We start from the raw sequence: 23,813 nt of genomic DNA, 5'->3' as shown, positions 1-23,813 counted from the left end.
GCGTTCGATGATCACTGCGGCTGCGGTGGCGGTCACGACGCTGCTGGCCGCGTGCGGCGGTGGTTCCACCATCGACGATGGCCCGGTCGGCGACGGCCAGGGCGGGATCGTCAAGGTGCGGGCCGGGTACGTCTCCGCGATCGACCAGATCGGGCTGCCCGTCGCGCTCGAGACGGGACAGTTCGAGGAGCAAGGTCTGGACGTGGAGCTGGCTCAGCCGTTCCCCACCGGAGTGGACGCCCTGAACGCGTTGCAGTCGGGCAGCGTCGACTTCGTGCAGGCGGGTACACCGATCATCTCCGCGGCCCAGAAGGGGATCGACCTGGTCCTGCTCGGCAACTACACCGGCTCGTCCACCCGGCGCAGCATCGACCAGACGATGGCAGTCGTCGCGACCGACAAGGCCGGCATCGACACCAGTAACCTGGCGACTCTGAAGGGCAAACGGATCGGAGTCTCGGTCGGCTCGATCAACCATCTCTACCTGCTCGGCCTGCTGCAGAAGGCCAACCTGTCCGCGACCGACGTGCGGATCGTCAACACTGCGCCACCGGACATGGCCGTGGCGCTGCAGACCAACGGCATCGACGTGGCCGTCGTCTGGGACCCGTGGCCGATCGTGATCACCGACCAGGTGAGTGGCGCCAAAGAGGTGCTGCGCGGCGGGGGGTACATCCCGTTCATCGGCTACATCATCGCCACCCGTAGCTTCGTCGAGCAGAATCCTGAGGTCGTCACCAAGTTCCTGACCGCTCGCGCGGGCGTGGACCAGTGGATGCGCAAGAACCCGGCCGACGCGGCGGAATCCGCCGCCCGTTGGCTGCCCGGCACCAAGCCCGAGGTGGCGAGCAGGGCCATGGAGTACAACGTCGAACAACTCGACGGCCGATTCAGTCAGTGCAACTACCTCGCCCTGGACACGATCAGCCAGCTGCTGGCCGAGCAGGACGTGGTCGAAGCCGGTTTCGATGTCAACAAGTACTTCGAGCCCGGGCCGATCCTCGAGGTGATGCAGTCGAGACCTGAACTCTTCGACGACCTGCCGGCCGTGCCGCAGGCCGCGGCGATCAGCGACGGCTTCCAGTTCGACCGTGAAGCAGCGATGAAGGCCTGTCCGTGACCCTCACCGAGATTCGTAGCCAGGGCGCGCGCCGCAAGGTTGCTCGCGGTGCGCGCCGTGGCCCTACCGCCCGGATGGTGTCCGCGTTCTGGTTCATCCTGCCGTTCGTCCTGCTCATCGTCATCTGGGCTGCCGTGGTCGCCGTCACCAACACCCCCATGCGGGTCTTCCCGCAGGTGACCGACGTGCTCGCAGCACTGCGAGAGATGTGGGTGAGCGGTGACCTACTCCGGCACCTCGGAGCGAGCCTGCGCCGGGTCGGCGTCGGCGCCGCGATCGCGGTGCTGACCGCGCTGCCGTTCGGAGTGGCACTCGGTGTCAGCCCCACGCTGGCGGCGTTCTTCGCGCCGCTGCTGCGGTTCTCCGTCGCGCTCGCCGGCATCGCCTGGATCCCGATCGCGACGCTGTGGCTCGGCTACAGCGATTCGGCAGTCATCTTCATCGTGTGGAACGCGATGTTCTTCGCGCTCACCTACAACGCCATGCTCGGTGTGCAGCGAATCCCGATCGAACTGCTCCGCGCCGCGCGGTCCATGGGCGCCGGCCGCCTACACATGTTCTTCGAGGTCCTCCTACCAGGAGCCCTGCCCAGCATCGTGACCGGCCTGCGGATCGGTCTTGGCTACGGCTGGCGTGGCCTCGTCGCCGCGGAGATCATCGCGAGCAGTGCCGGCTTGGGCTACGCCCTGTTCCTGGCGCAGACCGAGTTCTCCACCGATGTGGTCATCACCGCAATGGTGATCATCGGTGTGCTCTGGCTGGTGATGGACCGACTGCTGCTGGCACCACTGGAGCGCCGCACCGTGGAGCGCTGGGGCATGAAGGGGGCGACGTAGGTGGACATCACGACGCGGGCACCGGTCCGACCGAAGCGTGTCTTCGCGATCCGGCGTCGACTCTTCGCCAATCCAGTCGTACGGGTCCTCGGCCCCTTCGTGCCGGTCGTCCTTCTGTGGTGGCTGCTGGCCGAGCTCAAGGTTTTCCCCGGCGCATTCTTCGTGGGGCCGGATACGGTGGTCGGCGAGTTCGTCGAGCTGATGCGCAAGGGTGTGCTGCCCGGCTATCTCTCCGATTCGCTTACTCGGCTGATGTACGGGGTCGGCTTCGGGCTGCTCATCGGGCTGCCGCTCGGCTTCGCGATCGCGATGTCGTTCTGGGCGCGTCGGCTGACCTGGCCGCTGCTGCTCTTCTTCCAGGCGATCGCCGACATCGCCTGGCTGCCGATCGTCATCGTCTGGTTCGGCTTCAGCTTGACCGCTGTCACCTTCGTCATCGTCTACACCATCGTGTTTCCCCTGGTCCTCGGCATCGTCGCGGGGGTGGAACAGGTACCCCACGAACTGATCCGAGCCGCGCGCAGTCTCGGCGCCGGTCGGCTGCGTGTCTTCCTCGAGGTGATCGTCCCCGGCGCCCTTCCGTCGCTGGCCAGTGGTATCCGAACCGGACTGGGTTACGGCTGGCGGGCGCTGGTCGCCGCGGAGATCATCGTCGGGACCAGCGGAGTGGGATTCATGATGTTCGACGCTCGGCGGGTCGGGGACGTGGCCGAGGTCTTCCTGGGCATGATCGTGCTCGGTGTCCTGTGGTACGCGACGGACGCGCTCGTCCTTGCGCCCTTTGAGAGGGCGACAGTCGAGCGCTGGGGATTGGTTCGACAGGCGGAGGCAGGAAAGTGACCGCGCTTGAGATCAACGGTCTGAGCAAGGACTACGTCGACACCTACACCGGCGAAGAGATCACCGCGATCGGTGAGGTTTCCTTCACTGTTGGCCGGGGTGAGTTCGTCTCGATCCTCGGCCCGAGCGGTTGCGGAAAGACGACCGTGCTCAACATCATCGCCGGTTTCGTGAAGCAGACCGCCGGGACGGTCAAGGTCGGCGGCCGCGTCGTCGACGGTCCAGGCCCCGACCGTGGCGTCGTCTTCCAGAGCCACGCCCTCTTCCCGTGGAAGACCGTGCTCGGCAACGCCGCCTTCGGGCTGAGGATGAAGAGAGTCCCACCCAAGCAACGCGAAGCGACCGCTCGCGAGTACCTTGAGCTCGTCGGCCTGGGAGGGTTCGAGCACAAATATCCGCACGAGCTGTCCGGCGGCATGCAGCAACGTTTGGGCGTGGCCCGGGTGCTCGCCAACGAGCCAGACGTCATGCTGATGGACGAACCGTTCGCGAGCATCGATGCCCAAACACGCCGTAAGCTGCAGGAAGACCTCACCCGCGTGTTCGAGTTGCGCCGCCCCACGGTCTTCTTCGTGACTCACGACATCGACGAGGCGGTGTTTCTCTCCGATCGAGTGGTCGTCCTGTCCAAGCGGCCGAGCATCGTCCGGGAGATCGTCACGATCGATCTGCCCAGGCCGAGGACCTGGCGGGAGACGACCCAGCTGCCCGAGTTCCGCCACATCGCCAACCGAATCACCGAACTGCTGTCGGGAGGTGCCGAAGATGTCATCCCTGCGATCGATGCTGACTAGCGTCGTCCGGATATCGGCGCTTCGCCGGATCGGCGTCGTGGTACTTCTTCTCCTCGCCTGGCAGGTCTGGCTGAGCATCCAGGCGGTCGGCAAGGTGACCCCTGGTGTGGGCGAACACCCCGACCAGCGCGGCAGGTTCGGCGTCGATGTGGTGCTCAACTTCGCCCCGGAGCGCTATCACATCCTGGAGTTGCAGAAGCACGGACGGGTCGCCGGCACCAGCGACATGGTCGTGCACCTGCGGTCGGTCTCGCCAGCGGGCGTGGAGGCGCTCGCTCGCGAGTACTGGATCGAGCGCATCGATCCGGCCAGCTTGCCGAACCGGAGCCGGTGACCGGGTACGGCTCAACCGCAACCATGCTCCGACCGGCAGCACGCGTGAGAACGCGTTCGGGATCTGGGCCTGTCGCGCGGCCGCTGCTGCCGTGTCCACGTCCACAGTGGGTGTCTGGTGATCCACCCACCATAGAGCCCTCTCGGACACGTTCTACGTCTCAGTGGAACGCGACGATGCGCCGCGCACTATCAGAGTGCCTGATGTAGGCATCAGTAACTGACCGTTTACCCCGTGCCACAGGACGTAATAGAGTCGGACCCGGGCCGGTTCAGGAAGCCGACTGCGCCAGGAATTGACCCAAGCGCGGACGTCCGGACAGTGCGCAGGCCGCAGCTCTCGAAAAGGTCGGCGGGCATCGACATCAGAGCGATCGTAATTGCGGCCGAGTTGATGAATGACGTACGGATCAGGCTTCCAGGCCGGCATTGTCGTCCGTCCGCCTGTGCTGCAGCCCAATCACCTTGTAGGGATGGGAGTTGTGGATGAGTGAAGTATCCCGTCGGAACGTGCTTCTGGGTGGCGCGGCGGCGCTGGGCGGCACGGCCGGGATCGGCCTGAGCGCCGGCGCGTCGGCTCGCCCCGCCACGGCCGGTCTGCCGGTGGGCGCACCGCAGCTCACCAGTTCAGGAGAAGCGGTCACGGTGACTCCGAGCGACGCCCGATATGCGGACATGGTCCACGGAAGCAATCGGCGGTGGACCGGCAGTCCGGAGCGCATCCGGGTGGTGCAGACCACCCAGCAGGTGGTCGACGCGGTCCAGGACGCGGTACGAGCCCGCAAGCGCCTGTCGGTACGCAGCGGCGGACACTGTTACGAGGACTTCGTCTACAACGCGGACGTGGAAGTCGTCATCGACCTGTCGGTCATGCGTGCCGTGTACTACGACGACGCGCGTCGCGCGTTTGTCGTCGAGGCCGGCGCAACGCTCTACGAGGTCTACCTGGAGCTGTATCGGTCGCAGGGTGTGACGATACCGGGCGGTTCCTGCGGTTCGGTGGGTGCCGGCGGCCACATCTGCGGCGGCGGGTTCGGGTTGCTATCCCGGCTGCACGGGCTGACCGTCGACCACGTGTACGGGGTCGAAGTGGTCGTGGTGGACCAGCGCGGCCGGGCCCGCTCCGTGGTCGCCACCCGGGACGAGGGTGATCCCAACCGCGACCTGTGGTGGGCGCACACCGGTGGCGGCGGGGGGAACTTCGGTATCGTCACCCGCTATTTCCTCCGCACCCCGGGCACTGAGAACCGGCCACCGAGCGAGCAGTTGCCGAAGCCGCCGGGACAGGTGTACTCACACTCCCTCTCCTGGGACTGGGCCGACATGACGCAGAGCAGGTTCCGTACGCTGCTGAAGAACTTCGGGACGTGGCACGAGGCCAACAGTTCCCCGGGCTCGCCCTATGCGGGACTGCACAGCTCGTTGGCGCTCAATACGGCGGCGAGCGGTGAGATCTCGATGTCCACCCAGATCGAGGCTAGTACGCCGGGCGCGGCGCAGCGGCTGGATGCGTTCATCAGTGCGGTCAGCGCGGGGTTGGGCGCGCCACGGCCGATGCGAGTCCGGGCCGGCGAGCAGGCGGCCAGGCCGGAGTTCTTCGTCCCGCAGGCGGTGCAGTGGTACCAGTCCATCAGGTCCTCCGGCGGCGGGGGCAGCTGGTCGCGATGCTCGGACTACAAGTCGACGTACATGCTGACCGGTTTTCCGGACGACCAGATCGCCACGATTTACCGGCACCTGACCAACACGGAGAACGCCAGCGATCTGCTTCAGGTCAGCTCGTACGGCTGCGAGATCAACGCGGTGCAGCCCGGAGCGACCGCGGCGGCGCACCGCAACTCGATCCTGAAGCTGCAGTATCAGAACTATTGGAGCGATCCGGCCGAGGAGGCCGGCAAGGTCGCCTGGCTGCGCGAGTTCTACCGCGATGTCTACCGCGGCACTGGCGGCGTTCCCGTCTCCAACGGAGTGACCGACGGCTGCTACGTCAACTACCCGGACGTCGACCTCAATGATCCTCAGTGGAACACCTCGGGCGTGCCATGGCACGACCTCTACTACAAGGAGAACTACCCCAGGCTCCAGCAGGTGAAGCGGCGCTGGGATCCGACCGACACCTTCCGACACACCCAGTCTGTACGCCTGCCGGGCGCCGTGTAGCGCATTGGGAGTCAGTGGCAGCCCAACTCTCCCACCGTCGAGTTCAGCGGCGAATGCTTGCCCCGCCGGGCCTTCCCGGTCGGCGCAGGTGATCGGCGTGCCCACGCTCACGTCCGCAGTGACACAGCCAGCCGCCGCGAACAAACGGGAATGTCGCCCTGAATACGCCCGGCGCGATGGCGTTGGCGCCGACATGCGGAACGGAAGCGTCGACGGTGCCGTCCGTCGTGCCCATTCATTTCCGCCATGGCGGAGCCGGTGCGCCGAGCGGGGCACGGACGACAGTAGGTGAGGTCCTGCTCGGCATTGATAACAAGAGTGGAATTCATTTATCGGGCCGCTGGTTTATGCCCGTCAGGCGAGGCCGTCGCCGTCCGGCGATCCAACGCGCTGGTTGTGCAGACCCCTCGCGAGGGAGATGTTTACGCAGCTACCGACCGTTGCGGGGTCGCGTTGGGGAGAGTCGGACCGATTCCGATCAGGTTCCGCAAACGAAGCTGAGCATTGACTAGAGCCACTTCAAGAGTGAATCAGATTTGCTGATACTCGCATCAGAGAGATGCGCTTAACGCCTCGTCAAAGCCCTCGTACCGTGGTCGGCAACCGCCGTCTCGATCGTCCGCTGCGGGCCTGCCGCGGAGGCGCCGCCACATCTCGGGCCCCGCAGGAGCCGGCACAAGCATCCGCGTCCGCGCGAGGGACTGAAGGAGCTGTGATGAAGCCAGGCACATTGAACAGACGTGAGTTGCTGAAGCGAGGGGGCATCGTGGGCGGCGTGCTCGCCCTGAGTCCACTTCTGCAGGAAGTGGCGATGGCGGCCCCCACGATGGCGAGCGCGCCGGCAGGTGGCGACGGACTCCGCATCGGTAAGCGAATCTACGAGTCGATCGGCGTGCGGCCGATGATCAACGCTCGTGGCACGTTCACCATCATCAGCGGATCCCTGATGCTGCCCGAGGTGCGGGACGCGATCGACGCGGCCGCGCGGCACTACGTACACCTGGACGAGCTGGCGGATGCGGTCGGCACCCGGCTGGCGGAGCTCACCGGCGCGGAGTTCGGCCTGGTCAGCTCCGGCTGTTCGGCCGGTTTGACCCACGCGACCGCCGCCTGCGTCGCCGGCGGCAATCCCGACCTGCACGTCCGTATCCCCGACCTGACGGGCTTCCAGAAGACCGAGGTGATCATTCCTCGGCACTCCCGCAACGTCTACGAGGCCGCGGTCAGCGCCGTCGGCGTACGCGTGGTCGAGGTGAACACCCGCGCAGAGCTCGAGGCGGCAATCGGGCCGCAGACCGCGATGGTCTACGTGATGGCCGGACCACGGGTGGACGAGAGCGAACTGCACACCCGGGCGATCGCGGACATCACCGAGCCGCGCGGGGTGCCGCTCCTGGTTGACGCCGCCGCCGAGATCCTCACCATCCCCAACGTCCACCTGCGCAACGGTGCGACGCTCGTCGCGTACAGCGGTGGCAAAGCCATCCGGGGCCCGCAATCGGCCGGCCTGGTGCTCGGCCGTGAGGACCTGGTGCGCGCGGCATGGGTGCACAGCGCCCCGCACCACGGCTTCGCCCGCGGCTTCAAGGTCGGCAAGGAGGAGGCCATCGGCATGCTGATGGCGGTGGAGATGTGGGTACGGCGTGACCACGACGCCGAGTGGGCGCAATGGACGTCATGGCTCGAGCACATCGCCAACCGGGTGCAGCGGGTCCGGGGGGTCACGACGAGGATCGTGCAGCCGACGGGCCTGTCCAATCGGACACCGTCGCTTCGGGTGCTCTGGAACGAGAAGGAGCTCCGCCTGTCCGGCAGTGCCGCCGTCAGCGCACTCGACTCCGGCGAACCCCGGATCGCCTGCAGCTCGACCAGCAGCGACGGATTGACCGGGGTCTCGATCACTCCATACATGATGATGCCCGGCGACGAGCGGACGGTGGCGAACGAGCTCTACAAGCTGCTGAAGAACCCGCCACCCCAGCCGGAAACGCCGACGCTGCCACCGACGGTCGACCTCACCGGCCGGTGGGAGGTCCAGATCGAGTACCTCGCCAGCTCGTCCACCCACGTCTTCGAGCTGACCCAGCAGGGCAACGAGATCACCGGTACGCATCGCGGCGAGTTCGTCTCGCGACCACTCTCCGGGACGATCAGCGACCGCGAGGTCCGGTTCCGCAGCAACTACCCGGAGTCGAACGGCGACGCCCTCAGCTTCACCTTCACCGGCACGGCCGGCGGCCAGACGATGGCCGGTGCGCTCGACATGGGGGAGTACCTGGCCGCCAAGTGGTCCGCCAAACGACGTGGGTGACGGCGTTGCCGAGCGGCGCGGGCCAGTTGGTCCGTCACGCCGCACACGCGAATAGCACCGCACCGGATCAGCGAGAGGGAGGAACATGAGCGAGTCGACCAGGCGGGAGTTCATCCGCCGAGTTCCCACGGTGGCCGCCGTCGCTGCCGTCGTCCCGGGCGCCGTCGCCCTGGACCGACAGGACGAAGACCACCGCAACAAGTGCAAGTGCAAGCCGCCAGTCAAGGAGGCCCACTGGCCAGGCGGGGAACCTCCGGAGAACCCGCTCTTCAGCCCGGTCGTCACCTTCGGGAACCTGGTGTTCCTCTCCGGCATCGGCGCCCACTTCGACGGTGACATCACCTCGCACACCGAGCACGTGCTCAACGAACTGGAGCGCAACCTCGAGGCAGTCGGGTCATCGATGGAAAAGGTGCTCAAGGTAAACGTGTACCTCAACAGTCTGGACGACTACGACGGCATGAACGCCGTCTACCTCGGTCGCTTCGGACAGAGGCCCGGGGTGCGGACCACCATCGCGGCTGCTGCGGGCATCCCAGGTGATTCCCTGGTCGAGATCGACTGCATCGCCGCCATCTGACACATCCCGTGGGGCCATCTCGAACGCCCGGTGATCCGCGCTGGGCGTCCGATCAGCACCAGCCGGCGAGAACGCGCCGCAGGTGCAACGTTCGGAGAAGGAGTCAGCTGATGAAACTGAATTCATGGCGTCGGAAGGCCGCTCTGGCCGCCTCGGTCATCCTTCCGATGGGGTTGGTCGGGGCTGGGCAGGTCACCCAGGCGAGTGCGACACCGACCCAGCGGCCTGGCACTGCCGATACCGCGGCCGAGCCCCGCTACGACCTCATCCTCGACAACGGCCATGTGATCGACCCCAAGAACAACATCGACGGTGTCCGGGACATCGCGGTGCGCGACGGGCGTATCGCGGCTGTCGCCAAGTCTCTCAACCCGAAAGACGCCGAGCGGGTCGTCAACGCCCGAGGCAAGTACGTCACTCCGGGCATCATCGACATGCACGCCCACATGTTCGTCGGACCGGCCAACGACTACGCCGCCGGTTGGAACAGCGTCGCCCCGGACGGGTTCACGTTCCGGGCCGGCGTCACCACCGCAGTGGACACCGGATCTGCGGGCTGGGAGAACTTCGACGAATTCAAGACGAATGTCATCGATCGATCGAAGACCCGGGTGCTGTCGTTCCTCAACATCGTCGGCAAGGGTATGGCCGGGGGAGAGCGGGAGCAGGATCTCGAGAACATGCAGGCGGAGCCGGCCGCCGAAGTGGCGCTACAGCATCCGGACCTCATCGTTGGCATCAAAACGGCGCATTACAACGGCCCGGAGTGGGATCCGGTGCGCCGCTCGGTCCAGGCCGGCGAGATCGCCGATGTTCCGGTCATGGTCGATTTTGGCTCGGACTCGGAACAGCGCACCATCGAGCAGCTTCTGACCCAGGAGCTACGGCCGGGTGACGTTTACACGCACGTCTATTCCGGCCTCCGTCGGGAGCTCGGCGACGACGGCCGCCTCAATCCTGCCCTGCAGGCGGGCAGGGACCGGGGAATCGTCTACGACGTCGGGCACGGCGGCGGCAGCTTCTCGTGGGACGTGGCGGTTCAGGGCATGAAGGAGAACCTGCCGCCGGACACGATCTCCACGGACCTGCACATCACGTCGATGAACAGCGGCATGAAGGACATGGCCAACGTGATGTCGAAGATGTTGACCCTCGGCATGTCGCTGGAAGACGTGGTGGAGGCCAGTACGTGGACGCCCGCACAGGTTATTCAGCACCCTGAGCTGGGGCACCTGTCGGTTGGGGCGCCTGCCGACGTCGCCGTGTTCAGCCTTGACCGGGGACGGTTCGGGTTCGTCGACTCCTTCGGCTTCCGGATGGACGGCAAAGAGAAGCTGACCGCTGAGCTGACCCTGCGGGAAGGCGACGTCGTCTGGGACCTCAACGGGATTGCTGCCACCGAGTGGAAGCCCGGCCGGGACCGGGACTAGTTAGCCGGTGTTGAACGATGGCCGCTACCGGCGTAGCGGCCATCGTTCTCCATCTACTTCGAGTAGTTCCCTGGCACAGCGTTGAGTGCCGGTGTGACCGCTCGGCCGGACGGCCGTCCCGGGGACCGCCCATGCCCTACCGCCGATCACCCACCCGGTAGCTCACCGAGGCGCAGCACCGTTCCCTCGATCTCGGTGCTCCGCGCGTTCGCGTACGAGATCTCCGTGCCGATGATCGTGAAGCCCGCACCCGGCAGGCCCCTGAACGATCCGACGATGTCACTGGCGGCTCGCGCATACAGCGGCCGGACCGGAACCGTTTCGAGGAACAGGGCAAGGGTGCGGCTGGCGATACCTTGACCCCAGAGCGCACGGTCGATCCAGTAGGTGACCTCGGTATCGCCGTCCATGACGAAGCCGGCGATGCTGCCACCGAGGCGCCCCTCGCGGATCACCGCGCGCAACGTGACGTCAGCAGTGGCCCTCACCTTCGACATGTGGGCGTCGAACGCTTCACGGTCGTCGGGGTTCTCGGCGGTGAACGCGGCCATCCAAACCGACTCGGGGTCACGCTTCTGGTCGAACAGCGCGTCGAGGTCAGAATCGACGATTGGCCGCAGTGCCGCATTCGCCGCCGTTGTGGTCCTCACTCTGCTCCGCCCCGGCCAGGGAGGCGAACGTCTCAGCAGGTGCCGACACATGCGATGCGACGGCGTTCGTGAGTCTTGTGGCGCTTTGCGCTAGCTCCTCGATGCGGCCCCAGTCACGGGCTGCCAGGGCGTCGGCCGGGGTGAGCCAGGATCCGCCGACGCATCCGACGTTGCGCAGGCTGAGCCAGTCAGTCGCGTTTGTCGGCGTGATGCCACCGGTCGGGCAGAACATCAGGTGAGGCAGTGGCCCGGCGACCGCCGAGAGGAAGGCGAGTCCGCCGCTCGCGACCGCGGGGAAGAACTTCATGGCGTCCAGACCCAGCTCCCGCAGCGCCAACATCTCGCTGACGGTGCTGACTCCCGGCAGGTAGGGCAGGCCGGTGTCAAGCGCAGCGCGAGCCAGATTCGGTGTCGCGCCCGGGCTGACCAGGAACATCGCGCCCGCCGCTCGGGCCTGCTCGGCCTGCTGAACGGTGCTGACGCTGCCGGCGCCAACGACCATGCCGGGCACCTCCTGAGTCGCCCTTCGGATGGCCTCCAACGCCGCACTGGTCCGAAGCGTGATCTCCATGATGCCGACGCCCCCGCTGAGCAGTGCCCCGGCGAGCGACGCGCTGTCGGTCGTCTCCGTCACCACGACAACGGGAATCACCGGCGAGATCGACATCAGGTCCCGGGCCGTCTGCGGGTGCGTTCGGTCCGTCATGACGGCGCTCAAAATACGATGTCCTGCGGGGCGATGCCCTCCTCGCGGCAGTACTCGTGGTAGCGACGCAACTTGCTTTCCGCAGTCTCGACGTAGGCGACCTTACCGGTCTCATCCGTGTACTCGATCGGACCGTGGATCGAGAAGAGCGTCAGCATGGGTTCGTCTGGGGCGTCCACATCCGCCACGAGGGTGTGCACGTCGCCGGGCGGCTCGTAGACATAAGCCCCCGGCTCAGCCTGCCAGTCGTGTTCGAGGTAGTGCCAGCGGCCCTGGATGACCCACCCCTCGACCTCGGCGAGATGTCGATGCCGGTTGACCACCCCGCTCTTGGCCACCTTGAGCAAATTGACCCAGCTGCCGGTAGCCGGCGAGATGCGCAGCGGCTTGAACCACACGTTGGCGGAGCCCTGCGGGACCCAGGGCAGATCGGCGGTCCGGATGAGGAAATCCTTGATCGGGTTCAGCTGCTCCATGCGTCGATGCTCCTTCTGGTTCGCCTCGCCACGGCATGAAAACCCTATGGCGGGCGAGTCGTGCGGTGAAGAACCAAGGCTGGATAGGGCCATGCGGAAGCCGAATACGACTCGGGCCGATCGTCGGAACAAGCGGATTGCCCGGTGGCTCAACGACGCCGGCGAAGGGGCCAGGGTGGATTGACCACAGCAGGCGGCGCATCCGCGGGCGAGGGGCGCGGAGGACGTCCACGTGGGGCCGGGCGATGCGGCGACCCGTTGGCTTGGTCCCCCTTCGCGTGCCGAGGGCGAACTTCAGACGGTTGAGCATGTCAGCCGGCTCCTGCACGTCGGCAGCCATCCCGGCGTCTCGGCTCGGCGCGACGTCGACCGGAGACGGGCCGGCGGCCTCGACGACACGGCCAGCGCGTGAGGCCACCTCGGCGGCGGCCATGTCGGGCCGTTGATCCGGTCGAGGACGATCGCGGCGAGCAGGTCATCTTCGTGGCGAAGTGGCGGAGAGATGCCTTCACCGAGACCGGCGCGGCGGGCGATGTCGGTGACGGAGGCGTCCAGGCCACGCTCTGCGAACTCGTCGGCGGCGGCCATTGGCGGGGTACGGGCGTCCTCAGTTGCCAGGCGGCTGATACAACTTGCACCGGCCGCAGAGCGGCCTGGGCCACCGCAGTCCCGCCGCCGACGAGGCCGCCCTGGCGGCCTGACCACCACGCCGATGGTGTCCGCCAGAGTGGAGCAAGCTCGGACCACAGGAGTGTCAGAACGTATGGACGGAATCGCAGGCAGCCCGTGGGCGGTAGCCGGTCTGGATCCACTCGCCGGGCGGGTGTTGGAGCACCTGGTGGCCGTGCGATCAGCGGACGTCACCGATGTGGCGGCGGCGGTCGGGGTGTCCCTGGCGGAGGCGGAACGAGCACTACGGCACCTTGCGGACTCCGCACTGGTGCTGCAGATCGACGGTGTGGTGCCGCGGTGGGTGGCCGGCCCGCCGAGGCCGTCGCTCGGCGCCCTGCTGGCGCGGCGGCGGGCCGAACTGGCCCGCGTCGAGGGTCTCGTGGAGCGGCTTCACGAGGTGTACGAGGCGGTGTCCGGGCCGCGCGCCGCGCACCTGGTGGAGTTGCTGGAGCGCGAGGATGAGGTGCCGGAGCGCTACGGTCAGCTGCTGAAGGGGAGTTCGGTTGAGGTACTGCATCTGGCCAAGCCGCCGTATGTGACGGCCGGGCAGGCGTCCGTCGGGGAGTCGCTGGTGGCACCGGGGGTGTGGATGCGGTCGGTGTACGAGACGGAGGGCTTTACCGACGCGGTGTCGCTCGAGACGGCGCTGCGCGGGACGGGTCAGGGCGGGGAACTGCGGCTGGCGGCCCGGCTGCCGGTGAAGTTGGTGGTGTTCGACCGGGCGGCGGCTCTGCTGCCGGTGCGCGGGGACCGCCCGGCGGCGGGTTCATTGGTGGTGCACTCGCCCGCGCTGGTGGTCGCGCTGGTGGCGCTGTTCGAGAGTGTGTGGGAGCGCGCCGACCCGGTGTCGCTGGGCAGCCGACAGGATGGGCCGGCCTCGAAGGGCAGTCTGACGACCGTGGGGCCGGACCTGCGGACACGGGAAATCCTGCGGATGATGGCGACCGGGATGAAGGACGAGGCGATCGCCCGCGTGCTCAAGGTGAGCCGCCGTACCGTGCAGAAGCATGTCAGCGATGCGGGTTCCCTGCTCGGTGCCCGGACTCGGTTCCAGATCGCGCTGCTGGCGGCGGAACGGGGCTGGCTGAAGGAGTCGGTGAGTGCGGAAGGCGGCACCGGGCCCGCCGATCCGGCACCCGCATTCGGCCCTCCTTCATTCTCGGCCACGTCGGTCCAAGCCTCGACCGAGGCTCGTTGAATTGCGCAGTCCCGCGTCACGACTCGCTCATGTCGCTGATCGCCTCGATGAGGCGGGCGATCCGCCGATCAGGGCGTATGCCGAACGCGGCGGCGCGCCGGGACCTCTGATAACGAGTTCCCGGCGCGCCGTCGTGCATCGCGTCCCCTAACAGGGGATCACTTGCAGGGCTTGGCTCCCTTCGCGTACGCCAGGCCGAAACCGCCTGCCGACGAGTCCATGAAGATCACCTCGCGCCCCGCGCCGGCGGTCGCGAACATCTGCGCGCCCGGGCTGCAGGACGCCGGGCCGACGTACTCCCCGTTGAACGTGTACTGCTTGAGCTTCGGGTTGAGCGCGTTGTCCGGGTAACCGCCGGTGGAGAGCCAGAGGTCGTACGGGGCCTCCTCGGTGACGGTGAGCGTCGTGTCGGACAGCGTGAGGACGTCGGCGCGGATCGCCTGCGGCGAGTTCTCCTCGAAGAGCAGGTGGCTCGTGCGCGTGGCGAAGTCGAAGAGCCGCACGGAGTCGTTGAACGTCCCCTGGTTCCACTGGCCGTCGACCAACCTGCCGTAGTCGCGGTTGATGACCCAGGCGACGCCGGTGCCGGACACCTGGGGGTAGCTCATCGTCTCGGCCCCGGGGTCACCGCCGGCGAAGGTCACCTTCCCCGTCGCGAGGTCGTACACCTCGACACCCAGCGACCACCAGTTGCCGTTCGCGTCGGGCTGCGCGTAGTCCTCGTACCGGACGTAGGAGATCTTTCCGTTCTTGACGCTCGGCGCCGTCGCGTTCCCGACCCAGTCGGGGTGCGCGAGGGTGTGGACGGTCCGCGAGTTGCCCTGCAGGTAGCGCACGACGTCGCGGTAGCCCTGCTCCGGGTCGTACTGGCTCCACGTCACGACGTCGCCGTCGAAGCCCAGGCCGTTGATCCGGTACGGGGAGCGGTACAGCTCCTCCACATGGCCGCCGCCGATGGGCGCCGACAGGATGCGGTCGGTCTCCCACGTCGGCGAGTCCTGGTCCGCCTCGATCGACAGCCACACGACCCGCTTGCCGTCGGTGTGCGGGAAGCTGTGCGGGTTCCCGTCGTTCGGGGAGATCCGGTACGGCGCGCCCTTTCCGTCGGTGCGGCCCACCCAGATCGACGTCGGCTCGGTGCGGTTCGCGTCCGCCCTCGGCACGGCGAACCAGCCGCCGGCCATGCTCGCCGTCATGTCGACGTACATTCCGGTGTTGAGCCGGTCGATCAGGAGGTCGGTCTTCTTGCCGTAGAGGTTCGCCTTCCACTTCGCGGTGATCCCGCGCGAGTCGAACGCCGCCTGCACCACCTTGAGGTCCTTGTTGCTCAGCCCCGAGGACTTGGCGGAGGCGAGCACCGCCTCGCGGGCGTCCACGAAGTCGGACATGGGGGTGAGGTAGTCGGTGAGCGCCCGGTAGACGATCTTGTCGGCGACGGGGCCGCCGAACGCCTGACGCAGGTCCCACAGCGCCCCGGACACGATCGTCGAGTTGAGGTGTACGCCACCGTCGTCCATCTGCGGCGTGTCCATGAGGTGCTGGAAGTCAGCCGTGGTGGCGCCGTCGTCGAGATTGCGCAGGGCGCACTTGGTGGGCGTCAGGGTGCGGCAGAGGTCGCCGCCGATCAGGCTCGCCTCGGGGTCGGTCATCGGCGTGCCGGTCGCGTCGACGTCGATGGCGTTGCCGAAGTAGTCGGCGATCGCCTCGTTGAGCGCGCCCGGCTGGCCGGCGTAGACGAGGCTGGCGGAGTTCTCCACCACGCCGTGCGTCATCTCGTGGCCCACCACGTCCGGGTCGGCGGCCAGCGGCAGGTACTCGGCGTCGCCGCTGCCGTACACCATCCGGGTGCCGTCCCAGTAGGCGTTGACCCACGGGTAGCCGCCGTAGGTGATGCCGACGATCGAGTTGATCGCCATGCCGTTGTCGTCCAGGCTGTTACGTCCGAGCTTCGTCTGGTACCACTCGAACACCTTCGCGGCGTCCCAGGCCGCGTCCACGGCGCCGGCGTCGGTGAGGTCCGCACCGAGCGTGCTCGACGGCGACGTGAACGGCCCGACGCCCTCGGGCAGCTGCCCGTCGAGCAGGTCGTAGTAGTCCCGGCCGCGGGCGTCCCAGGTGGTGATCGGCACCGTCCGGCCGTCCGGGAGGGTGTGCGTCTGGTCGATCATGAGGTACGAGTCCGCGTCGCCGGTCCGGACGAGCGGGACCGGCACGGTGGCGCCGTGCAGGCTCGTGCCCTCACCGACGACCGAGGTCGTGCCGTCGGCCGACGTGGACGGCGCCGGCACGGTCCGCGGCGCGACAGCGGTCCCGCCGGCGGCCAGGGCGGCGGCCTGCTGCGCGGTGGCAAAGGACTTGATCCGGCTGACGCTGAGCAGCGTCACCCCGTTCGTCGCGCCCACGTACACGTCGCGGAGCACCGGCTGGCCCGTGGCGACGTCCTTGCCCTTGACGAGCACCCGGCGCGCGAGGACGCCGGTGCCGGTCGGCATGACCACGAGCCCCTGGTCGGTGCCGGTGAGGTCCGTGCTGGCCGCACCGGGCCGCGGCGCCCCGGCCACGACGGCGGCACCGGGGTGCAGGCTCCTGCGTACGTCCTCGACCGCTCGGGCGATCGCGACGTCGGCGGGCATCGTCGGACGGGTCGTGTCGACGTCGAGGTCCGTGAAGTAGCTGCCCGACGTGCCGGTCACCGCACGCTTGCCGGCCTTCTTCTCCATACGCACCACGTACTGGCCGCCGAACACGGGCAGGCCCTTGTACTTCTGGTTCAGCCGGACCGTCTCCCGCTCTCCCCGGGTGTCGACGCCTGCCGTGGTGAGCGTGCCGGCCGGGTCGGCGATCTTGTAGCGGTCTTTGTGGCCCGTGAGGTGGGCCTTGGCGGCCTTGTCCGGTGCGATCGTGGCGTCGACCGGCTCGGCCAGGTCGTCAACGAGCGCCGGGGTGTCCGTAGCGGGCGCCACGGAGGCCGGGACCGACGCCTCCGCGTCCGTCGCCGTGCTCGACGGTGCGGCGTTCGCGGCCTGGGCGGTGGTACCGAGGAGGGCGGCCGTCGCCAGGATGGCGAGGGCGGGTGGTGCCTTGACTCTGCGCATCTGTTGCTCCTGCAAGGTGGTTCAGCGCCCGGCCGGCTCCTTGCGGCACGGGATTTGATCACCCTCACTGCGGTGTCGCCACCGACACAAGGACCACTTTGCGCACCTGCACAAACCAGAAGCCCGCCGAGGAAGAGGCGATCCGAACGGCACACCTCGGCCGACAGCTCGTCGCGCACGGTGGGACGGTTGTCGTGCCGGGCGTTGACCTCGCCGCGGAGCGCGCCACGCTGGCGGAACGCGTTGACCGGTACTGGTTCGTCGCGGAGCGCATGCGGGCGGCTGGCCAGGATGTCGACCAGCTCCGGGCGCGGAACCTCGGGGTATCGCGACTCTCCTCGACGCCCGCGTCACCCCGGACCGAACTCGCCCGGGTCGTCGCCCTGATCCGCGGCTGACCGGTAGGCCCGCGTGGCCTGTCTGCGGAGGCGGTGACGGTCGGTAATGGTCAACCCGGACCGGGCAGGCAGCAGCGATCCGGCCCGGACAATCAGTGGCCCGTCCCTCGCTGGTGCCGGTGGGTAGACGTCCCCCGGTTCGGCAACGGTCGGTGTGGCGGGCGCCCCGCAACGGTGAGTTGCGGGCGTCAGCGCACGATGTTGGGTTCGATCCGGGCTCCTATCATCGCCCGGCGATCGAGGGATGGTCGGTTGTCTCGGAGCGGGCGGCGGTGGATGCCGCCGGCGCGAACGTCGAGGTCGTACATGGTGATGGCGTCACCTTCGCGTACAGGGCCGACGCTCTGGTTGTGATCGTCGGCGCCGGAGACCGGCCGCACGGCAATGCTGTCGACGATGCAAACACGCAAGTGCTGCGGGAGCCGCTGGGCGATCGTGCCTTGGTGTTAGCGGGTGGCGTGTTGGCCGTGGTCGCTGACTTGGGCGTCGAACCAGTGGTGTAGGGCGTCGCGGAGCTCGGCGTCGCTGGTGGTGTAGGTGACGCGTCCCCCGTCGGAGGTGGCGGTGTAGTCGATGGTGATGCGCCCGCCGTGCGCACGGAGCGTTTCCAGGCCGGGCATCTGGTTGCCGTGGATGCGGGCCGGGTCGGTGAAGTCGCCGCGCCGGAAACGGTTGACCTCGGCGGTGAGGTGTTGCCGGATGAGGGTGATCTGGGTGGCGTCCTGGGGGTCGTCGGCGACCACGGTCTGCACCCCGCCGGTGTCGGTCTTGGTGAACTGATGGGTGGTGCGGTCCAGGTCGAACGGCATGACGGACGCGCCCCGATCGGCGACCTCGGCCTGCCGGCTGGAGCTCGCCGGTGTCGGTGTCGGCGCCGATGAGTCGTTGGTGCAGCCGCTGACCAGTGCGGTCGCGGCTGCCGCGGCCGCCAGGAGCAGGGCTCGGCGGGCGTGGGGGTGGTCAGGACGGTTCAACAGCGGCCTCCGCAAGGGTCTGGAGCGCGCGCACCACGGCGTCGCGTTGGTCGTCGGGGATGCGGTCGAGGAGGGCGGCGAGCCGGTCGCGGCGGGCGTCGGCCTGCCGGGCGGCAGCGGTGCTACCGGCATCGGTGAGCACCAGCAGGACGCCGCGACCGTCCCCGTCGGCGGTCTCCCGGTGCACCCAGCCACGGCTGACCAGGTTGCTGACCAGGCGACTGACGCTGCTCTTTTCCAGCCGCAGCCGGCGGGCGAGTTCGACCTGACGGATCCGCCCCTCGCGGGCCACCTCCACCATGGCGTGTGCCTCCGAGACCGGCAGCGGCTGTCCGCACGGGGTGCGGTCCGGTTGATGGAGACCGAAGTTGCGGACGAACCGCATCAGGGCCTCCTGCGCGGCGTCGACCTCCCCGTTCTGCATGGTTCGACCATACAACCGGATGGTTCGGTGGTACAACCAAATTCCGGCTTGCGTCAGCGCGAAGGCGCTGCGGTCGGGACAACGCAGACGGCCAGAGCAATCTCGGCCACGAAGCGTGGCGCGTCGGCCGGATCGAGCCGACCAGCCGCGGACCTCGCCGATCCCAGTGCGTACCCCACGCTGACCTCGGGGCGAGGCCAGACTGCTGGCCGCCCTTCATGCGGCGAGTACCGATCCCCGCTCGCCCGACTCGGTGGCGTTGACCTGACCGCACCACCGTCAGCCTGATGAGTTGGGAGCACCGCAGGGCGACTTCCTATCAGCCCACGTGGAAAGGCGAACGAGCCGAAGCCTGGCCTGCAGCAGCAACGGCGAGCTGAGCGCCCGGTACCCATGCGCGATCGCACCGAGTCGCCCGGCTGACCAGCAACGGGCAGACCCTGGCAACACTCGGGATAGGCCCTGTCCTGCCGATCAATGCCGGCCTGCGTCGGGTCCAGCCGACGACCGGCTGGGTTCTCAGTTCGTCCGGATACAACACCGGTATCCGGACGAACCTCTGCCTTGCCGGGCCGCCACCTGGATCCCGCCTCGGCTCGACATGATCGACAGGACACGGCCTAGGTGTGCTGTCCAGGGAGGTTGGTCGAGGTTGTGTGACGACCTGATCCAGATCCTGGACTGCTGAAGGCCTCCGGTTGTGGAGTGGAGCTGTCCAGGAACCGCTCCGGCAACCAGGAGGCCTTCGTGCTTCACCGTAATGCTGATTTGACGCCAGGGGCGCGTCTGCGGCTGGCGCGTCTGATCATCGACGAACGCTGGCCGGTCGCCCGGGCTGCCGAACGCTATGACGTGTCCTGGCGCACGGCGAAACGATGGGCCCAGCGTTACGCCGAGCAGGGCGAGGCCGGGATGCAGGACCGCTCGTCACGCCCGCATCACAGCCCGGCCCGGACACCACGGCCGGTGGTCCGCAAGATCGTGCATCTGCGGTGGAAACAGCGACTGGCCCAGTGCAGATCGGCGGTCGGCTCGGTATACCGGCCTCGACCGTGTATGCGGTGCCGACCCGCTGCCGGCTCAGCCGGCTCAGCCATCTCGACCGGGTCACCGGCGAACCCGTCCGGCGTTACGAACACGACCGGCCCGGAGCGATGCTGCACGTCGACGTCACCAAGTACGGCAGCATTCCGGACGGCGGCGGCTGGCGCTACGTCGGCCGGGTCCAGGGCCGACGCAACCGTGAGGCCGCAGCCGGACGCACCGGCGCCCGCAGCAAAACCTACGAACCGCAGATCGGTACCGCGTTCGCGCATACCGTCCTCGACGACCACTCCCGCGTCGCCTACGCCGAGATCCGCGACGACGAGAAAGCCGCCACCGCGATCGACGTGCTGCGCAACGCCGTCGCCCGGTTCGCCGCCCGAGGCGTCACCGTCGAACGCGTGCTGTCGGACAACGGCTCGGCCTACAAATCCTTCGCCTGGCGTGACGCCTGCACCGAGCTCGGCATCCGGCCGAAGAAGACCCGCCCCTACCGGCCACAGACCAACGGAAAAGTCGAGCGCTTCCACCGCACCCTTACCGACGGCTGGGCCATCGCCCGCTTCTACAACAGCGAACAAGCCCGCCGGAAGGCTCTACCGGCCTTCCTGCATCACTACAATCACCACCGGCCTCACTCAGCCATCGGCGGCCTACCACCCATCACCAGGTTGACCAACGTCCCTGGACAGCGCACCTAGGGCGTGTCCTGCCGATCTTGTAGTGGTTGATCGTTGACGATGTCGCGGTGGTGCGTCGTGGCGAGTTGACCGATGAAGCGTGGGCGGTGATCGCGCCGCTGCTTCCCGAGCCGGGCGGTGCCCGGGGGCGGTGGCGGGATCACCGCCAGGTGATCAACGGGATCCTGTGGAAGCTGCGCACGGGTGCGCCGTGGCGTGACCTGCCGGAGCGCTATGGACCGTGGAAGACCTGCCACGAGCGCCTGCGACGGTGGACCGCGGATGGGACGTGGGATCGGATCCTGGCCGCGGCGCAGGTTCACGACGACGGCACACCGGTGCAGTGGACGATCAGCATCGACTCGTCGATCGTGCGGGCGCATCAGCATGCCGCTGGCGCCCGCAAAAAGGGGGCTCCCCGACAAGTCCGGCGACGCCTGGTACGCAAGATGGTGAGGCCATCGGCCGCTCCCGCGGCGGGCTGAGCACGAAGATCCACCTGGCCGTCGACGGACGCGGCCGGCCGCTGTCGATCCTGCTCACGCCCGGCCAGGCCGGCGACAACCCCCAACTCCTCGCCTTGCTCGACGCGATCCGCGTCAACGAGCCCGGACCTGGCCGGCCGCGCAAGCGCCCGGACGTGTTGATCGCCGACAAGGGTTATGCCCACGACTGCACCAGACGTGCCCTGCGGCAACGGGGAATCCGGCATGTCATCCCCGAACGCTCGGACCAGATCGTTCGCCGAGCCGCCAAGGGCAGCGCCGGCGGCAGGCCACCTACCTTCGACAAGGCGACCTACCGCAAGCGCAACGTCGTCGAACGCTGCTTCAACCGCCTCAAGCAGTGGCGCGACCTGGCCACCCGCTACGCCAAACGCGCATCCCTCTACCGGACCAGCCTCCTCCTCATCGCCGCCATCATCTGGCTTCCATGATCGGCAGGACACGCCCTAGTCGCCCAGCTTCTCGGCAACTGACCCAGAGCGGCCCCGGCCAGCCCCCGGCCGGGGCCGCCGTCTTGCCCCCGCTCGTCGACTACCCCGGAGGCGTCATGATCACCCCTCAGAGGCAGGCCGAGCTGGCGCGCGCGGCCGAGGACCATGCCGCCCGCTACGCCCACCCGCACAACCCGGTCGTCAACGACCCGGTCCGCTACGTCGCCGACGGCCACGTCCCCGGCGGCGCCACCGGCTGGGAGTGGGAGTGGATCGGCGAGCACCTCGGGTGCCGTTAACGGCTACGGACCAGGGAGGGAATGGCGGTGGCCGGGGAACAGCCGAGCCGGCCGCCGAGAGCCGCCAGCGTCCACCCTCCGTCCCCGAAGCCGCCATCTACTCCGGTACCGACCGCCGCCGCCATAGGGTCGTCGGTCCTGCGCTCCTGGCGATCGTGCTCGCAGGTCTCCGAGTGATCGTCGCGGCATCGGCCGCGAACTCGGTCACCGGCCAAACCGGGCGGCGCGGGGACGAGGTTGCGCCACCGAGGGGCTTCACCGGGACCGGCCGGAGACGATTGAGGGCCCCGAGCCCGGGCGAGGCCGAGTACGGACTCACCCGGGCGGAGTGGGAACGGGCCCGGTGGGCGTCTACCGGAAGAGCCGCTGCTGCAGCCACCAGAAGAGGAGTCCCACGCTGCCCGCGCCGACCGAGTAGGCGGCTCCGCGCAGGGCGCTGGACAGCATGGCCTGGCGACGGCGGGTCCAGAGGGTCGGTCCGGCAGCGGGACCGGAGGGGTGTGCCGGTGCATCGGGCTGCCGGTGGTCGGTCATGGCGGGGTCCTGCCTCGACGTCCCGCGGAAGAGCTCAGGGCGTCCAGTGCTGGATGACCTGGACCCGGTCGAAGCGGAGGTCCTCCAGGTCGGCCGCCGGGATCGTCCAGAACAGGGATATCCCTTCGAGGTGTCCGATCCACTGGGCCAGCAGGACCCAGCCGTCAGGGTCGAGCTCCTCGCGGCCGCGCCTGCGGATGGACGCGGCGAACCGGACCGGGTCGCCGAACTCCTGGCCCCGGGCACTGGCCCAGCCCCCGAGCTGCAGGTGGCCCCCGGGCCACCCGCCCGGCCAGCGGACATCGTGCCAGGCCCGGCGAAGCGCTTTCGCGTTCTCGAACCGCGCGGCAAGGGGATCGGGGTACCTGGCCGCGTAATACGTCGGCTCGTGGTCAGGCAGAGTCACCACCGGCTGTGGGCGCAGCGGGTCGATCTCCCGCAGGTCGGCCTCCAGGTCCGCGTGGGTTCCGACGCCGGCCAGCTTCGGGACCTCGTAGTTGTCGTAGTCGCTGTACTCGCGTGCGCGGTCGCCGAGCCCGGTGCCCACCGGGAGGTAATCCGCGGAGCCGAAGCCGTCCTCGTCACCCATCTCGGGGGTCGCGAAGAGAAGCAGATGGCCGTCGGTAGGCAGCGGCAGACCGGTCGCGCCTGTGGGAATCGCCGACAGATCAACCGTCGCGATCAGGTGCTTCTCCTCCGGGTGCCGCTCCCGCGTCGCCGAGTACGTGCCGTCCGGGCCAGGGCCGGGCCGGCGCTCGTCACCGAACCATCCCGCCTCCGGCCCGTCTCCCGTAGGTGCGAGGACCACCGCCGGGCGGGAGAGCTCCACCCACCGCTCTACCTCGTCGAGGGGCACTCCCGCTCCGAGGGCACGCTCGCGGAACTCCGCGAGCCGGTCGGTCATTTCGGACGTCAGCAGGGTCATGCAGGTCTCTCCAATGTCCGTGCGGCCTGATGGGGCATCATCCTGTCACCACCCACCGACACGGCACGGGCGATACTCGACCGGTGGACTCGATCTACCGCAGTACGACGGGCAAGGAGCTCATTCGACGCTGACGCCTCGACTAGGGCGTGTCCTGTCGATCATGGCAGCCAGATGACAGTGGCGATGAGGACCAGGCTGGCCCGGTATAGGGATGCCCGTTTGGCGTAGCGGGTGGCCAGGTCGCGCCATTGCTTGAGGCGGTTGAAGCAGCGTTCGACGACGTTGCGCTTGCGGTAGGTCGCCTTGTCGAAGGCTGGTGGTCGCCCTCCGGTGCTGCCCTTGGCGGTGCGGCGGGCGACCTGGTCGGACCGTTCGGGGATGACGTGCCGGATGC

At 68.2% G+C, this 23,813-nt stretch carries 22 protein-coding genes and 1 pseudogene; 14 read left to right on the top strand and 9 right to left on the bottom strand.

Features of this window, described 5'->3' with window-relative positions:
* Positions 1–7: 7 nt before the first annotated feature.
* From AB0F98_RS15515 to AB0F98_RS15475, 9 genes are all read left to right on the top strand, one after another.
* Positions 8–1,120, top strand: coding sequence for an ABC transporter substrate-binding protein (locus AB0F98_RS15515; protein ID WP_357734869.1), 1,113 nt, complete (start codon positions 8–10; stop codon positions 1,118–1,120).
* Positions 1,117–1,956 carry an ABC transporter permease gene (locus tag AB0F98_RS15510; protein WP_357734866.1) on the top strand — a complete coding sequence of 280 codons (840 nt, stop codon included), beginning with the start codon at positions 1,117–1,119 and terminating at the stop codon, positions 1,954–1,956. The genes AB0F98_RS15515 and AB0F98_RS15510 overlap by 4 nt, the downstream gene beginning before the upstream one ends.
* Positions 1,957–2,796 carry an ABC transporter permease gene (locus tag AB0F98_RS15505; protein ID WP_357734863.1) on the top strand — a complete coding sequence of 280 codons (840 nt, stop codon included), beginning with the start codon at positions 1,957–1,959 and terminating at the stop codon, positions 2,794–2,796.
* Complete coding sequence (locus AB0F98_RS15500; protein ID WP_357734860.1) at positions 2,793–3,590, top strand: ABC transporter ATP-binding protein; 798 nt, start codon at positions 2,793–2,795, stop codon at positions 3,588–3,590. The genes AB0F98_RS15505 and AB0F98_RS15500 overlap by 4 nt, the downstream gene beginning before the upstream one ends.
* Positions 3,591–3,627: 37 nt before the next feature.
* Complete coding sequence (locus AB0F98_RS15495) at positions 3,628–3,924, top strand: hypothetical protein (RefSeq protein ID WP_357734857.1); 297 nt, start codon at positions 3,628–3,630, stop codon at positions 3,922–3,924.
* A 485-nt stretch (positions 3,925–4,409) separates the two neighbouring features.
* Complete coding sequence (locus tag AB0F98_RS15490) at positions 4,410–6,083, top strand: FAD-binding protein (protein WP_357734854.1); 1,674 nt, start codon at positions 4,410–4,412, stop codon at positions 6,081–6,083.
* A 715-nt stretch (positions 6,084–6,798) separates the two neighbouring features.
* A complete protein-coding gene (locus tag AB0F98_RS15485; RefSeq protein ID WP_357734851.1) occupies positions 6,799–8,394 on the top strand; it encodes a hypothetical protein in 1,596 nt (531 codons plus the stop codon).
* 85 nt (positions 8,395–8,479) lie between these two features.
* Entirely contained in the window at positions 8,480–8,974 is a 495-nt protein-coding gene (locus AB0F98_RS15480) for a RidA family protein (RefSeq protein WP_357734848.1), read from the top strand.
* Between the two features lie 110 nt (positions 8,975–9,084).
* Positions 9,085–10,404: an amidohydrolase/deacetylase family metallohydrolase gene (locus AB0F98_RS15475; protein ID WP_357734845.1), complete on the top strand. Its 1,320-nt coding sequence runs from the start codon at positions 9,085–9,087 to the stop codon at positions 10,402–10,404.
* A 146-nt stretch (positions 10,405–10,550) separates the two neighbouring features.
* Here the strand turns inward: AB0F98_RS15475 and AB0F98_RS15470 are convergent, their stop codons facing one another.
* Genes AB0F98_RS15470 through AB0F98_RS15460 form a run of 3 tightly spaced genes read right to left on the bottom strand, consistent with a single transcriptional unit; the run spans position 10,551 to position 12,236 of the window.
* Entirely contained in the window at positions 10,551–11,054 is a 504-nt protein-coding gene (locus AB0F98_RS15470) for a GNAT family N-acetyltransferase (protein ID WP_357734842.1), read from the bottom strand.
* Positions 11,002–11,760, bottom strand: a complete 759-nt coding sequence (gene eda, locus AB0F98_RS15465) for a bifunctional 4-hydroxy-2-oxoglutarate aldolase/2-dehydro-3-deoxy-phosphogluconate aldolase (protein WP_357734838.1) — start codon at positions 11,758–11,760, stop codon at positions 11,002–11,004. The genes AB0F98_RS15470 and eda overlap by 53 nt, the downstream gene beginning before the upstream one ends.
* 8 nt (positions 11,761–11,768) lie before the next feature.
* A complete protein-coding gene (locus tag AB0F98_RS15460) occupies positions 11,769–12,236 on the bottom strand; it encodes a 2,4'-dihydroxyacetophenone dioxygenase family protein (RefSeq protein ID WP_357734835.1) in 468 nt (155 codons plus the stop codon).
* A gap of 763 nt (positions 12,237–12,999) precedes the next feature.
* On the opposite strand from AB0F98_RS15460, the gene AB0F98_RS15455 reads away from it, so the two are divergent.
* Positions 13,000–14,106 carry a LuxR C-terminal-related transcriptional regulator gene (locus AB0F98_RS15455; RefSeq protein WP_357734826.1) on the top strand — a complete coding sequence of 369 codons (1,107 nt, stop codon included), beginning with the start codon at positions 13,000–13,002 and terminating at the stop codon, positions 14,104–14,106.
* Positions 14,107–14,264: 158 nt separating this feature from the next.
* Here the strand turns inward: AB0F98_RS15455 and AB0F98_RS15450 are convergent, their stop codons facing one another.
* Positions 14,265–17,201, bottom strand: coding sequence for a M4 family metallopeptidase (locus AB0F98_RS15450; RefSeq protein ID WP_357734823.1), 2,937 nt, complete (start codon positions 17,199–17,201; stop codon positions 14,265–14,267).
* Positions 17,202–17,299: 98 nt separating this feature from the next.
* On the opposite strand from AB0F98_RS15450, the gene AB0F98_RS15445 reads away from it, so the two are divergent.
* Positions 17,300–17,599 (top strand): hypothetical protein, encoded by a 300-nt coding sequence (locus AB0F98_RS15445; protein ID WP_357734820.1) that lies wholly within the window; start codon positions 17,300–17,302, stop codon positions 17,597–17,599.
* Between the two features lie 446 nt (positions 17,600–18,045).
* Here AB0F98_RS15445 and AB0F98_RS15440 read toward each other — a convergent pair whose 3' ends face one another.
* Together AB0F98_RS15440 and AB0F98_RS15435 are read right to left on the bottom strand one after the other, a co-directional pair.
* The gene (locus AB0F98_RS15440) at positions 18,046–18,573 is read right to left on the bottom strand and encodes a hypothetical protein (RefSeq protein WP_357734817.1); all 528 of its coding nucleotides are present in this window, start codon (positions 18,571–18,573) and stop codon (positions 18,046–18,048) included.
* On the bottom strand, positions 18,560–18,997 hold the full coding sequence (locus AB0F98_RS15435; protein WP_357734814.1) for a MarR family winged helix-turn-helix transcriptional regulator: 438 nt from the start codon (positions 18,995–18,997) through the stop codon (positions 18,560–18,562). Before AB0F98_RS15435 ends, AB0F98_RS15440 begins: the two co-directional genes overlap by 14 nt.
* A gap of 747 nt (positions 18,998–19,744) precedes the next feature.
* Here AB0F98_RS15435 and AB0F98_RS15430 point away from each other — a divergent pair.
* The 3 genes and pseudogenes from AB0F98_RS15430 (at position 19,745) to AB0F98_RS15420 (ending at position 21,957) form a co-directional block, all read left to right on the top strand.
* Positions 19,745–20,742, top strand: a pseudogene (locus tag AB0F98_RS15430) (IS481 family transposase).
* A gap of 50 nt (positions 20,743–20,792) precedes the next feature.
* Positions 20,793–21,658 (top strand): IS5 family transposase gene (locus tag AB0F98_RS15425; protein ID WP_357735689.1). Its coding sequence is split into 2 segments (ribosomal slippage): positions 20,793–21,126 and positions 21,126–21,658, totalling 867 coding nucleotides; the frame shifts between segments, so codons are not numbered across the junction.
* 116 nt (positions 21,659–21,774) lie between these two features.
* The gene (locus AB0F98_RS15420) at positions 21,775–21,957 is read left to right on the top strand and encodes a hypothetical protein (protein ID WP_357734811.1); all 183 of its coding nucleotides are present in this window, start codon (positions 21,775–21,777) and stop codon (positions 21,955–21,957) included.
* A 351-nt stretch (positions 21,958–22,308) separates the two neighbouring features.
* Here AB0F98_RS15420 and AB0F98_RS15415 read toward each other — a convergent pair whose 3' ends face one another.
* From AB0F98_RS15415 to AB0F98_RS15405, 3 genes are all read right to left on the bottom strand, one after another.
* Positions 22,309–22,491, bottom strand: a complete 183-nt coding sequence (locus AB0F98_RS15415; RefSeq protein ID WP_357734808.1) for a hypothetical protein — start codon at positions 22,489–22,491, stop codon at positions 22,309–22,311.
* Positions 22,492–22,525: 34 nt separating this feature from the next.
* Complete coding sequence (locus AB0F98_RS15410) at positions 22,526–23,416, bottom strand: hypothetical protein (RefSeq protein ID WP_357734805.1); 891 nt, start codon at positions 23,414–23,416, stop codon at positions 22,526–22,528.
* A 161-nt stretch (positions 23,417–23,577) separates the two neighbouring features.
* Positions 23,578–23,813: transposase (locus AB0F98_RS15405; protein WP_357734802.1), on the bottom strand; the 236-nt coding region annotated here is incomplete at its 5' end.

Origin of the sequence: Micromonospora sp. NPDC023737, from assembly GCF_040639715.1 — a bacterium.
In the GTDB taxonomy this organism is placed as follows: Bacteria; Actinomycetota; Actinomycetes; order Mycobacteriales; family Micromonosporaceae; genus Micromonospora.
Note: the sequence above shows the minus strand (reverse complement) of the source record. Positions and strands in the feature narration are given on the sequence as shown.

Bases quoted from the DNA above. Each gene is read 5' to 3' on its own strand.
- AB0F98_RS15420 (WP_357734811.1), top strand. From the start codon at position 21,775: ATGATCACCCCTCAGAGGCAGGCCGAGCTGGCGCGCGCGGCCGAGGAC.
- AB0F98_RS15480 (WP_357734848.1), top strand. From the start codon at position 8,480: ATGAGCGAGTCGACCAGGCGGGAGTTCATCCGCCGAGTTCCCACGGTG.
- AB0F98_RS15475 (WP_357734845.1), top strand. From the start codon at position 9,085: ATGAAACTGAATTCATGGCGTCGGAAGGCCGCTCTGGCCGCCTCGGTC.
- eda (WP_357734838.1), bottom strand. From the start codon at position 11,760: ATGACGGACCGAACGCACCCGCAGACGGCCCGGGACCTGATGTCGATC.
- AB0F98_RS15515 (WP_357734869.1), top strand. From the start codon at position 8: ATGATCACTGCGGCTGCGGTGGCGGTCACGACGCTGCTGGCCGCGTGC.
- AB0F98_RS15490 (WP_357734854.1), top strand. From the start codon at position 4,410: ATGAGTGAAGTATCCCGTCGGAACGTGCTTCTGGGTGGCGCGGCGGCG.
- AB0F98_RS15450 (WP_357734823.1), bottom strand. From the start codon at position 17,201: ATGCGCAGAGTCAAGGCACCACCCGCCCTCGCCATCCTGGCGACGGCC.
- AB0F98_RS15485 (WP_357734851.1), top strand. From the start codon at position 6,799: ATGAAGCCAGGCACATTGAACAGACGTGAGTTGCTGAAGCGAGGGGGC.
- AB0F98_RS15435 (WP_357734814.1), bottom strand. From the start codon at position 18,997: ATGCAGAACGGGGAGGTCGACGCCGCGCAGGAGGCCCTGATGCGGTTC.
- AB0F98_RS15460 (WP_357734835.1), bottom strand. From the start codon at position 12,236: ATGGAGCAGCTGAACCCGATCAAGGATTTCCTCATCCGGACCGCCGAT.
- AB0F98_RS15410 (WP_357734805.1), bottom strand. From the start codon at position 23,416: ATGACCCTGCTGACGTCCGAAATGACCGACCGGCTCGCGGAGTTCCGC.
- AB0F98_RS15455 (WP_357734826.1), top strand. From the start codon at position 13,000: ATGGACGGAATCGCAGGCAGCCCGTGGGCGGTAGCCGGTCTGGATCCA.
- AB0F98_RS15415 (WP_357734808.1), bottom strand. From the start codon at position 22,491: ATGACCGACCACCGGCAGCCCGATGCACCGGCACACCCCTCCGGTCCC.